Raw genomic sequence first — 11,777 nt, 5'->3', positions numbered from 1 at the left:
ATTAAGATAAAGTGAAGTTTATAAAAAAATGTATTCAGCGCAGAAAGAACTACTATTGAAATTAAAGAGGTAGAAGCGTAAAAAGTAATTCATATAGTTAATTTTTTTTAGACAATACATCGCATGAAGCTGCTTCTATGAAGATACAACAGTATTACTCGACTTTAAAAAGCCAGCCTAAGTTCACTTAGACTGGCTTTTTAGGATTAGGGGTTTCCGAAAATAAGTAGGAGGCATCTATTGTTGGTCAGCGCTATCCCGTCTAAACGTCCACGTCTTACCATTAGAAGCATCATCGACATAATAATAACCTGATAAATTAAATTTCTTTAGCTGCTCCGCATTGGTCAGTTTATTATCAGCAGCATATTTCACCATCAGGCCACGTGCTTTTTTTGCATAAAAGCTAATGACTTTATATTGACCATTCTTTTCATCTTCAAATCGTGGCGTAATAATGTCTGCGTTTAGCGCTTTTTTCTTAACAGACTTAAAGTATTCGTTAGAGGCTAAATTAATCAATACTTTCTCATTACTATCTGCCATGCGCGAATTGATAATGTTGGTCACTTCCTCGCCCCAAAACTCATACAAGTTATTACCGCGCTCATTTTTAAGCTTAGTTCCCATCTCAAGTCGATACGGCTGAATAAAATCCAGTGGCTTTAGCACGCCATAAAGACCGGACAAGATACCTAGACGTTCATTGATATAAATAGCGGTATCTTTATCCATAGCATACATATCAAGACCAGTATAAACATCACCATCGAACAAATAACCAGCAGGCTTGGCATTATCATCCGTAAAATGGTCATTAGCATTCCAAGCCCAGTCTTGATTACGTTTAGCATTTAACTGCGCCAAATCATCAGAGATACTCATCATCTCCTGTAAATCAATTGGCTCTTTCGATTTCAGTATTTCCATTAATACTTGTGAATGTTCGATTAGCTCAGGTTGGCTATAGTAATTGCCAAGATTCACAGGGATAGCGTCTGTCTCATTTAGAGATTTGGCGGGAGAGAGTAAAAAATACATGATTATTCCTTATTATAATGAATCAATAACTATCACGATATAGTGTCCAGTTTGCTTATTATACGTCATCCATAAGTTTAACTTGACTTGATGACAATGGTTTTGTATTTTTAAGCATTATGATAAAAATATTTTATGATTGAAGACCCAATACATTCCTTTAATTATGGCTATATATTCTAATATCTTATATATTTTAAGCGATCCCTAAAAAGTAAAAGCTTTTAATATAACAATAAAAGTTATGACGATGGTATAAAAGCCAAACTTTTTATTTACTTGTGGGTCATCATTAGACGATGAAAGTTAGCATACGATATATCTATAATAAAACGGCATGATGGTAAAGCAACTATCATTTATTAAATTGATAATCTTTGGTCTTAATTGTTAAATCAAGGCTGACTAAAGGTTATTTTGTCCCCTGTGCTTTTTAAATGTGCGTTAAGGGTATTAAAAGTAGTCATTAGAGGTAAGGAGACGGTATGAAAATCGGTGTGATTAGTGCAGATAGCGCAAGCGAGAGTCGGGTCGCATTAACCCCAGACGCAGTAAAAAAGTTACGCAAACTTGGGTTTGAAGTTGTCATTCAGTCAGGTGCGGGTCAAGCCGCGTATTATGCTGATGAATTGTATCAAGCGGCTGGAGCTGACATTGCCAACAGTAGCATTGACGTCGTCAGCCAGTCTCAAATCATTACCACCGTCAACGACTTGCCGACGTCAACGACTGCTAGTTTAACGTCTAGTCAAATCGTCATCGGCATGCTTGATCCCTATCGCAATACTCAACTAGATACTTATGCCGCAAAAGGTGCTACCGCCTTTGCCATGGAGCTTTTGCCACGTACCTTGTCACGTGCGCAGAATATGGACGTCTTGTCATCGCAAGCCAACCTTGCTGGTTACAAAGCCGTATTGCTCGCGGCCAATGAATACTCGCGTCCGTTTCCGATGTTTATGACCTCAGCCGGTACGGTTAAGCCTGCCAAAGTCGTTATCTTAGGCGTTGGTGTTGCGGGCTTGCAAGCGATTGCGACGGCTAAGCGTTTAGGCGCCGTCGTTGAAGCCAGTGACTTACGTCCGACCGCTCGTGAGCAAGTAGAGTCATTAGGTGGTAAGTGGCTTGATGTACCGATGAGCGCAGAAGAAGCTGAAACAGCTAAATCCACAGGCGGCTATGCGTGGACACCCTCTGAGCAATATGTCAAAGATCAAGCCGCGGTAGTGGATAAAGCTGTAAGCGCAGCTGACATTGTCATCACCACCGCGCAAATCCCTGGTCGTAACGCCCCGCGTCTGATACATCAAGCGACTATTGCTAAAATGAAGGCAGGTTCAGTTCTGATTGACATGGCTGCTGGTACCGGCGGTAACGTTGAAGGCAGTGTGCCTGATGAAACCATCACCACCGCCAACGGCGTACGTATCGTTGGCGCGGCAAATATTCCATCGCAGTTGGCGGCGCAGTCTTCAGATTTGTATGCTAATAACCTCGTTAATTTTATCACCACCTTAATTACTCCTACCACTACAGATGACGCTGCCGTAAAAACACTGGCACTCAGTTTAGACATGAATGATGAGATTCAAGGCGCACTAGCAGTGACACATGACCACCAAGTACGTCTTGCTAAACGCTAAGTTTTAAACATCAGATCTCAATGATTTCATTATCGTACATTCGCCAGACACGAAACAATTTTTAGGAGGATTAGATGATTGCCACTATTTTAGCGGCGGCACCAGCGGGAGCGGCCATGAGTAGCACCCCATTTGTAGCGATTTTTACTGTATTCGTACTCGCTATTTTTGTCGGATATTACGTCGTTTGGGGCGTGACCCCAGCATTACATACGCCACTAATGGCAGTAACCAATGCCTTATCCAGTATTGTCATCGTCGGTGCGATGCTACAGACCGTTACCATTGACGGTTCGGTATTTACGCCGACTAGTTTGCTTGGGGCTTTTGCGGTGTTTTTAGCCAGTATTAATATCTTTGGTGGTTTTGCAGTGACTGAGCGTATGCTGTCGATGTTTAAGCCAAAAGCGAAAAAAGCAGTCGTAGCACCCACTATTGGAGGTGACGCATGAATGAGTTTGCCAATATGATTGCTGTTAATGCTGACTGGTTTTATCTCGTCGGTGCTATTCTCTTTGTTTTGACCTTACGTGGTTTATCGAGTCCAAAAACGGCCATTCGTGGTAATCGCTTGGGTATGGTGGCGATGGCGATTGCTGTGGTCACGACATTTTTCTTAGCCGAAGGTCCTGTGCTGTGGTTGATTATCGGTGCGATGGTGTTGGGTGCTATCGTCGGGATGTGGAAGGCAAAAACGGTCGCCATGACTCAAATGCCAGAAACAGTCGCTTTAATGCATTCATTTGTTGGTTTGGCAGCAGTCGCCATTGCATTGGCAACAGTGCTACATACTGAACAACAGCATGGCACGGTTGCCCGTGTTGAATTGTTTATCGGTTGTTTTATCGGTGCGATTACTTTCTCAGCGTCTGTCTTTGCCTTTGGTAAGTTGGCAGCGAAAAGCTGGGCGAAAACCTTGGTTGGTAGGTGGGTCAAACCGGTACAAGCACTATTATTTATTGCAATGATTGCTTTTGGTGGCGTGTATTTCGTCACCGACTCATTACCAGCCTTTTATGCCATGGCAGTGATTGCGGTGATATTTGGTTGGATGTGGATTGCCCCAATCGGTGGCGGTGATATGCCAGTGGTTGTGTCTCTACTGAACTCATTCTCAGGTTGGGCGGCAGCAGGTATTGGTTTTACCCTTGGCAACTCGATGCTCATTATCGCAGGGTCGCTCGTCGGTTCATCAGGTGCCATTTTATCTTACATCATGTGTAAAGCCATGAACCGCTCATTACTTAATGTGCTATTTGGTGGTATGGGTACGTCAGCAGTCGCAGCAGGATCAGATGATGGCGCGCCGAAAAATTACAAAGCGGGTTCTGCAGAAGATGCAGGTTTCTTAATGGCAAATGCCAGCAGTGTGGTGATTGTCCCAGGCTACGGAATGGCGCAAGGTCGTGCACAAAACGCGGTCAAAGAGTTGTATGAGTTGTTAAAAGAAGAAGGTGTCAATGTGCGCTTTGCCATTCATCCCGTTGCTGGTCGTATGCCAGGGCACATGAACGTGCTATTGGCGGAAGCGGATGTGCCTTACGATGATATTTTAGAGATGGATGAGATTAACTCCGACTTTGCTAGTACCGACGTGGTGTTGGTAATCGGTGCTAATGACGTGGTAAATCCTTCTGCGAAAGATGATCCATCGTCGCCAATCTTTGGGATGCCGATTCTAGAGGTTACCAAAGCCCAAACGGTGATGGTTATCAAACGCTCAATGAGTACCGGTTATGCAGGTCTTGATAATAGCTTGTTCTATATGGATAAAACTATGATGATCTTTGGTGATGCCAAGAAGATGGTTGAAGAGATGGTTCGTAGTATTAATGGCGCTCATTAATCTTTAAAATTGGTTTTCAACATAATTTTTAAATAGAAGCGTTCAAATAAAAAAGTCACTGCGGTGGCTTTTTTGCGTTAAGGTGTGCCGCTTTTATATTCAGTTATTATTTATATCCAATCTTTATATCCCATAAATTTAGAACAAATAATAAGTAAGAGAGTCAGCTATGAACATGTTGATACGTTTTTTTATTATGGTCAGCTTATTAAAACAGCAACTTAAGCAGCAATCGATTAGTAAACACTTGAGTGTCGAGACATTGACAGTACCAGTTGTGCGTCATTATCGAGTATTACCGCCCGACATGGGGTTTCGTGACCACTTGCCCAATTACCGCTACTTATCCTTTATAGAGTTAAACATTACCAACTGGTTGATGGCATGCTGTCATCAAAAAGGCATCAAAAATCTCGGCTGGATTATCGCTATGCAGGAGATGGTCTACCTTAAGCAAATTAAGTTTCTAGATAAAATGACGGTCAGTAGTAGGGTAGTCGGTTGGGATAAAAAATACGTCTACTTTGACCATCAATTTTTTGTCAAAAATCAGCTGATGGCAGTAGGTATGACCAAGTTTGTCTTAACCAATAAACAAGGTAAGTGTGCAACTGAGGTACTGGATATGATTGGTGAGCAGCTAACAGATGTGATTGATTCATGGAATCAGCATCAAGTAGCGATTAAATCTACTGAGTCGATTAAGTCAACAAAGGCTGCGTAACCAACTTGCCTATGATCCTATAATGAATTTTGCTAGGATAGCGCTTATATATTCTATAATGCTATTTTATCAAAATAATTGAAAAATAAGGCGCTACTATGACCCCGCAGAAGTTAAAATGGACAGACAGTTTAGATATTGCCATCGAGCTTTATGAAAAATTTCCAGAGACTGATCCGCAGTACATCCGCTTTACAGATTTACATCGCTGGGTAACTGAGCTTGAAGGCTTTGATGATGATCCACAGCGCTCCAATGAAGGTATTTTAGAAGCGATTCAGATGAACTGGATTGATGAAGCTGACTAGATTGACCTTCTTACTATTTGTTAGTAACAAGCATAGCCTCAATAATAAACATAGATTGAATCATAAACATAACTTCAAATGAAAACAGGACAAACCGCCTCATGACTGCACCAATCCAAGAGCTAACCGACGTACAAACTTGCACAGGCATCAGTGTACGCACTACCAACACTGCTGAAATCAGCCATGAAACGGCAAAGTTAGGCAAGTTATGGCAAAGTTTTTACAAGAATCACGTGAGCCAACTTGAAAAGGGTCAGGATATCTATGGTATCTATCATAACTATGAGAGTGATGATGTAGGCGCTTTTGATGTGGTTGCTAGTTGGAAGGTAGCAAGTCAGCAAGAACAGTCAGAAAATGACGATACGCCTAATACTATCAAAGCTACTAAGAGTAAAAATGCCAGCAACCTAGTGACGGTTAGCATCCCTGCAGGAAAATACATGGTATTTTCTGAATACGGTAATATGCCGAATACTGTTATGAATGCGTGGGAAAAAGCTTGGGAGTATTTCAACGATCCAAGCTGTGAGCATACTCGAACGTATAATGTCGACTTTGAGCGTTATGTCGAGGGTAAATTAGAATATGGTCAACTCGAACTGTATATTGGTATTGAGTAAAAGAGCGAATGTTATAAAAGCTGAACTCATAAAATATAGTTTGTATTAAGTCATTCAGTGTATACACTAAAAAAGCGCCAAATCTGAATCAGATGGCGCTTTTTTTGCTTTTACTGGCGATTAATCCAATAATAAATTTTCTAAAATGCTTTCATAAATCTGTGCCAAACGTCCTAAATCATCTATTTCTACTTTTTCATCAACCTGATGTATCGTTGCGTTACGCACACCAAGCTCAACCACTTGTGCGCCGGTTGGCGCAATAAAGCGCCCATCTGATGTGCCGCCAGAAGTTGATAATGTCGTTTCCGTACCTGTTATTGATTTAATTGCGCGTTGGCAAGCAGATACCAGTTTCCCTTCTGGGGTCAGAAACGGCTGACCAGATAATTTCCAATGAATATCATAACTGACTTTGCCATCTTTGACTTGGCTGTCTTTGAAGTGCTTGTCAAATATCGCATGAGTTTGAGTTTTTAGCTCATTTTCAGTGGTTTCCGTTGAAAAGCGGAAATTAAATACAGCCTCTAAGGTTTCAGGAATGACGTTCGTCGCGCCCGTGCCACTATTGATATTAGATATTTGCAATGAAGTTGCAGGGAAGTAGTCATTGCCATTGTCCCATGTAGCAGCCGTTAATTCCGCTAGCGCTGACATAGCCGCATGAATAGGGTTTGCGGCAAGGTGCGGGTAGGCGACGTGACCTTGTTTACCAGTGACAGTAAGTACTGCGCCGAGCGAGCCCCGACGACCATTCTTAATAATATCGCCTAGGGTATCGGTACTAGATGGTTCACCCACTAAGCAATACGTAATTTTTTCTTGTCGTGCTTCCAAGGTTTCTATGACTTTGATCGTACCATTGATAGAAGGGCCTTCTTCATCTGAGGTAATCAAAAATGCTATTGAGCCATTATGTTCAGGATAATTAGCGACAAATCGTTCCGCTGCCACCGTAAAAGCGGCAATTCCCGTTTTCATATCAGCGGCACCGCGCGCCCAGAGATAACCGTCTGCAATGGTTGGGGTAAATGGCGGATAGGTCCAATTATTTTCATCACCGGTTGGTACGACATCGGTATGACCTGCAAAGCAAATAACGGGATCTTCCGTACCACGGCGCGCCCATAAGTTTTTAACCTCAGCGTGTTCGCCTTTTGCCTGTCTATCACCGTAATACATAAACTCGCAGTCAAAGCCTGATCGTGTCAGCCGCTCTGACAAGATATCTTGACAGCCATCATCATCCGGGGTGAGTGAAGGACGTTCAAGTAGGGCGATACTTAAGTCCAAGGTTTGTTGTTGATGGCTTTCACTATTATTTGCTGAACACATAACTGTCCTAGGTAAGTTAATTGATATTTTTTGCTATGAAAACAGGCTTATTTAATTCTAATTGCTAAAAGAATACTGCTTTCTATCCAAATAGATCTTTTCATAATCCCCATAAAATTTTGCTAAATATTCTGTAATACACTTTTGGTCTGGGATATTACTATAAGTTTTAGTTTTTTCACTGACATAGGTACCAATATAGCCACTAGCGAAAATGACATCACCCATTTTATAATTTGTCCCCAACACCTTTAAAGTTTTATTATTAGGATCAAAGCTTACATGCCCTTCCGGAAATACAGGCGTCATCCATCTGTTTCCATCAAATGCAAGCAAACACTCATTCTCATACTTAAACTCAGTAGTAATAGCAGTTGGATTAATCATCATAGGTTTTTCAGGAGTGGACGTTGGCAAATAATAGGTAAAAAAAGGCTTATTGTATTGTTCGGTGAGGGTTTGATGATTGAGTGTCTCGCAGCCTACAAGTATAGGAAATAAACCAAGTAGGACAAATTTTTTAACTGAAATGTTATACATTGTCATTGTCCTTAATTAACAAAGTTTAAGTAATAGCGGATAGTAAATTTATATTTATAGTAGAGCCACTAATACCATAGCGTCATCTCGTCTTAACCATGTAGCGATAGAGTAGCGCTGACGATGGGCGATTTGCACTTGATGTTGTAAGTCACTATCAAATATCACCAATCTATTGGCAACAGGCATCACATTATGATGGACGCCATGTTTCTCAACGATTTCTAAGGCGCCTCCGTCATTCGCTGTCCAATCATCATTAAGATAAAACACCGCTGAGATGACGCGTTCATCACGACCAACTGGATTGTCACTATGCCACTGATAACCGAAACCAACGGGATAACAGGCGTAATGCGCCTCGCTATGACGAATACCAACGAACAGACTTTGATTGAATAAAGCAGCAAGCGCATTGATACTTTGCAGATAGTAAAACCCTGCAAAAAAATCCTTGGTAATCCAGCGTATTTTATCACCGCGAATATCACTGATACGAATACCCGCCGTAAGCTGGGCATCACGATAGTCAATAAAGCCACTCTCCGCTTGTAGGGCTAATAAGGCTTTTTGCTCAAAAACATTATCAATAATCAGCCAACCATCATTGACGAGCTTATCAAGTTGCTTGTCAGTTAGCTTGTTTCGCCAATTGACCTCAAAATCAGAGAATTGTAATAGATGTTGGGTCAGCAGCGGCTGATTGCTGTCAAGGATATGGTTAGGTGGAAACAATGAAGGCGGATTGTCCTTGCCTATTGGATTGTCAATTGCCAACTGAGTCACATCAAGATTGCTAATAATCTTCGTCATTTTGTCTCGCTATTGTCCATCATTTGTCAATACACTACCAATCTATAGCTTTACACTGCCAATCTACGCCTTTTTACCAAAACCATCGTTATCTTTTAGCCATCCTATGCTACCATAGATGCAATTTTTCTTATTTAAACTTTTGAACTTATGAATTATAAACACGCCTATCATGCTGGTAACTTTGCCGATGTTGTTAAACACATTCTATTGGTACAACTGCTGAACCAAATGGGGCAAAAAAACAAACCTTTTTATGTGCTTGACGCTTATGGCGGTCGTGGACTGTATTCGCTCGGTAGTGAAGAGGCGCGCAAGACCGGTGAAGCCAAAGGTGGTATTCAAGCTTTGGTAAAAGCCGATGTCGAAAAAGCACCGACTGCTATCAAAGATTATATGGAAGGCATTAAGCAAGCCCGTTTTACCTATGACAAAAAAGTCTATCCGGGTTCGCCTTGGTGGATTGCCCATCATATTGAAAAAAATCCAGAGGCTGGCGTGCGCGGCGAAGCGTTTGAAGCCAAAGCTAGCGAATATGATGCTTTAAATTATCAGCTGCATAAATTGCCTATAGGTATTCATCATCGCAATGCTTTTGAAGGCATCGCTGCCGTCATTCCGCCAAAAGAAAAGCGTGGCTTGATATTTTTAGATCCTCCTTACGAGCAAGAGCATAAAGACTTTACGCGTCTAATTGATTTGTTGGTGCACTCTTACAACAAGTGGCCACAAGGTACTTATGCGTTATGGTTCCCGATCAAAAACATCGAAGCAGTTGAGCTATTTTATAAAAAACTCAAGCGTACTGAGATGAGACGTCAATTGGTCTGTGAGCTAAATATCTATCCTAAAGATATTCCTGTCGGTCTAAATGGCACAGGGTTACTTGTCATCAATCCGCCATGGCAGTTTGATAACCATGCGCGTGAGATACTGCGTTTCTTACAGCCAATACTAAAAGTTGAAGATGCACCAGATTTAACGCCTGATAGTGCAACCACTGTCCGCTGGTTGGTTGGCGAATAAGGATATTGTTATGACGACTGAGCAATCATCAAGTAGCCTTGAAAAAAACAGTCTTGCAAAGGGCAGTCTGGTCACTGACAAAGTGATGAATGACAGTTTGGTCAAAGAGCCTTTATTACAAGATAGTGCCGCCACTCAACCGCCTTTTGTTGATGAGCATGATTTCGATATTCGCTTGGCGGATAATGAAAACTATGATGGGCTGACGTTTGAGGTGATTGAAGCAGAAGTCGCTGAAGGTAAACGGGTAGTCAGTCGCGGTGTTTATTTAGCTCCTAATCTGATTACTACTTTATCGCTGCTATCTGGTTTTTATTCAGTTTTAGCCAGTACTGATGGTAAGTTTTATCAAGCATCGCTAGCGATTTTCTTATCAGCCATTTTAGATGGTGCTGATGGCAGGGTAGCGCGTATGTTAAATGCGCAAAGTCCATTTGGCGAACAGTATGATTCGCTTGCTGATATGCTAGCCTTTGGTGTTGCGCCTGCCATTCTCATTTACAGTTTTGCTCTAGAGCCATTAGGTCGCATTGGACTTGGTTGTGCGTTTGTCTTTACCGCTTGCGGGGCATTTCGTTTGGCACGCTTTAACGTTCAGGTTGGTACAGTCGATAAGAAGTACTTTGTCGGTTTAGCCAGTCCGCTTGCTGCAATCTTAGTAACGGCAGCAGTGATGGTCGCTATCGATCATAATCAGTGGATAGGGCAATATGACTCATTAGTGATGACTTTATTTGCCGCTTGGGTCGTTATTTGCGGTCTGCTAATGGTTAGTAACGTCAAATACTATAGCTTTAAAGAGTTTGATAAGAAAAAAGTCCCTTTTGTGGTGCTTATCGTTGGTGTGCTGATCATGAGTATCGTGTTATACGATATCCCTGTTGGCATCTTAGCGATTGGTATTATTTATGCTTTGTCAGGTATTGTCACAACCTTAAAAGCAAAAGCCAGTAGCTAACACTATAGCTGTTTGGTAGTAAATGTTAGCTTAAAACCTGCAAATAAAAACCGCTTATTTATAATAGGCGGTTTTTTTATGTATCAGAATGGGTATATTGGAGAATGAAATATGGTTCTAATATACGTTATATTAATAATCAAAAAGATAATGGCAAAACAGCATAAATAACCGTTGATTGGATGCAATATTAAAGACTCATAATATGTTATTGTATAGAATCTATATAAAGATCATGAGATTAGCCTTTCTACAATACCATTTAATAATAAAGTCGAGGTTATTATGCTGAACTTACCTAGTTTTAATCGTCTATTACTTGTCACAAATACCTCACCTCATCTGCTAAAAGGGTTAATGGCAAGTGCTTTACTTTCGTTGTCATTCGTTTCACTATCTTCACATGCCGCTACTAGCAACTCAGTCAGTCCCATATCTCGCACTGAAGCTGCTAATCCTGCTAATTTTTATCATTTAAATATGAACGGCGCTGCTGTTACTTCTGCATCAGCGCCGTGTTCTATTAAAAAAGGACTGATTGCTTGTGGACTTGAAAAGCTCAAAATCATCAATAGTAGTATTAATGAAGTAGATGCTGACTATGATTTGGCACAAGCTTTTTACTATCCATCAAAATCACAGCCTAAGACAGCGGTTGTTGTTATTACCCGCTCTGGTCTAATGGATGATAGTGTTAGCGCAGAACGTTATCGTATTAGCTTTGTCTTAAAAGGTAAGCCATCTGATTTAAATTGGCAGTGGGTGCAGTACGGGGTACAATATCAATGTGTTCGCGGTAATAAAGCAGGGAAATGGAGTAAGAATCTTTGCCCTTAAAGAAGTCATATATTTATAGGCAGATTAAAGGCTATTAAAGAATTATAGATTTATTCTCTAAACCCCCTTGACCCCCTCTT

13 protein-coding genes are annotated in these 11,777 nt (G+C 41.2%); 9 read left to right on the top strand and 4 right to left on the bottom strand.

Annotation, left to right across the window (positions count from 1 at the left end; genetic code table 11):
- Positions 1-237 precede the first annotated feature (237 nt).
- Positions 238-1,041 (bottom strand): peroxide stress protein YaaA, encoded by an 804-nt coding sequence (gene yaaA / locus ACMHKH_RS13955; RefSeq protein WP_413521234.1) that lies wholly within the window; start codon positions 1,039-1,041, stop codon positions 238-240.
- Positions 1,042-1,526: 485 nt separating this feature from the next.
- Between yaaA and ACMHKH_RS13950 the strand changes: the two genes are divergently transcribed.
- The 6 genes from ACMHKH_RS13950 (at position 1,527) to ACMHKH_RS13925 (ending at position 6,188) form a co-directional block, all read left to right on the top strand.
- Positions 1,527-2,684: an NAD(P) transhydrogenase subunit alpha gene (locus ACMHKH_RS13950; protein WP_413521233.1), complete on the top strand. Its 1,158-nt coding sequence runs from the start codon at positions 1,527-1,529 to the stop codon at positions 2,682-2,684.
- A gap of 116 nt (positions 2,685-2,800) precedes the next feature.
- Entirely contained in the window at positions 2,801-3,136 is a 336-nt protein-coding gene (locus ACMHKH_RS13945; RefSeq protein ID WP_413521235.1) for a proton-translocating transhydrogenase family protein, read from the top strand.
- The gene (locus ACMHKH_RS13940; RefSeq protein WP_413521232.1) at positions 3,133-4,530 is read left to right on the top strand and encodes an NAD(P)(+) transhydrogenase (Re/Si-specific) subunit beta; all 1,398 of its coding nucleotides are present in this window, start codon (positions 3,133-3,135) and stop codon (positions 4,528-4,530) included. Before ACMHKH_RS13945 ends, ACMHKH_RS13940 begins: the two co-directional genes overlap by 4 nt.
- Positions 4,531-4,699: 169 nt before the next feature.
- A complete protein-coding gene (locus tag ACMHKH_RS13935; protein WP_413521231.1) occupies positions 4,700-5,254 on the top strand; it encodes an acyl-CoA thioesterase in 555 nt (184 codons plus the stop codon).
- Positions 5,255-5,352: 98 nt separating this feature from the next.
- Positions 5,353-5,562 carry a Fe-S cluster assembly protein IscX gene (gene iscX / locus ACMHKH_RS13930; RefSeq protein WP_011279849.1) on the top strand — a complete coding sequence of 70 codons (210 nt, stop codon included), beginning with the start codon at positions 5,353-5,355 and terminating at the stop codon, positions 5,560-5,562.
- Positions 5,563-5,663: 101 nt separating this feature from the next.
- Positions 5,664-6,188 (top strand): GyrI-like domain-containing protein, encoded by a 525-nt coding sequence (locus ACMHKH_RS13925; RefSeq protein WP_413521230.1) that lies wholly within the window; start codon positions 5,664-5,666, stop codon positions 6,186-6,188.
- 120 nt (positions 6,189-6,308) lie between these two features.
- On the opposite strand, the gene dapE is transcribed toward ACMHKH_RS13925, so the two are convergent.
- From dapE to ACMHKH_RS13910, 3 genes are read right to left on the bottom strand one after another with little or no spacing between them, the layout of a single operon-like run.
- Positions 6,309-7,523: a succinyl-diaminopimelate desuccinylase gene (dapE, locus tag ACMHKH_RS13920; protein ID WP_413521229.1), complete on the bottom strand. Its 1,215-nt coding sequence runs from the start codon at positions 7,521-7,523 to the stop codon at positions 6,309-6,311.
- 57 nt (positions 7,524-7,580) lie between these two features.
- Positions 7,581-8,063 carry a hypothetical protein gene (locus ACMHKH_RS13915; protein WP_413521228.1) on the bottom strand — a complete coding sequence of 161 codons (483 nt, stop codon included), beginning with the start codon at positions 8,061-8,063 and terminating at the stop codon, positions 7,581-7,583.
- Positions 8,064-8,117: 54 nt separating this feature from the next.
- Positions 8,118-8,876 (bottom strand): 2OG-Fe(II) oxygenase, encoded by a 759-nt coding sequence (locus ACMHKH_RS13910; RefSeq protein ID WP_413521227.1) that lies wholly within the window; start codon positions 8,874-8,876, stop codon positions 8,118-8,120.
- Positions 8,877-9,026: 150 nt separating this feature from the next.
- Here ACMHKH_RS13910 and ACMHKH_RS13905 point away from each other — a divergent pair, with 150 nt between their 5' ends.
- The 3 genes from ACMHKH_RS13905 (at position 9,027) to ACMHKH_RS13895 (ending at position 11,697) form a co-directional block, all read left to right on the top strand.
- The gene (locus ACMHKH_RS13905; protein ID WP_413521226.1) at positions 9,027-9,902 is read left to right on the top strand and encodes a 23S rRNA (adenine(2030)-N(6))-methyltransferase RlmJ; all 876 of its coding nucleotides are present in this window, start codon (positions 9,027-9,029) and stop codon (positions 9,900-9,902) included.
- A 10-nt stretch (positions 9,903-9,912) separates the two neighbouring features.
- Positions 9,913-10,860, top strand: coding sequence for a CDP-diacylglycerol--serine O-phosphatidyltransferase (gene pssA, locus ACMHKH_RS13900; RefSeq protein ID WP_413521225.1), 948 nt, complete (start codon positions 9,913-9,915; stop codon positions 10,858-10,860).
- Between the two features lie 285 nt (positions 10,861-11,145).
- Entirely contained in the window at positions 11,146-11,697 is a 552-nt protein-coding gene (locus ACMHKH_RS13895; protein ID WP_413521224.1) for a hypothetical protein, read from the top strand.
- The last annotated feature ends 80 nt before the right edge of the window (positions 11,698-11,777 follow it).

Source organism: Psychrobacter glacincola (assembly GCF_965118485.1).
In the GTDB taxonomy this organism is placed as follows: Bacteria; Pseudomonadota; Gammaproteobacteria; order Pseudomonadales; family Moraxellaceae; genus Psychrobacter; species Psychrobacter glacincola_D.
The sequence above is the reverse complement of the archived record's forward strand: the minus strand, read 5'-3'. Positions and strand labels throughout refer to the sequence as shown.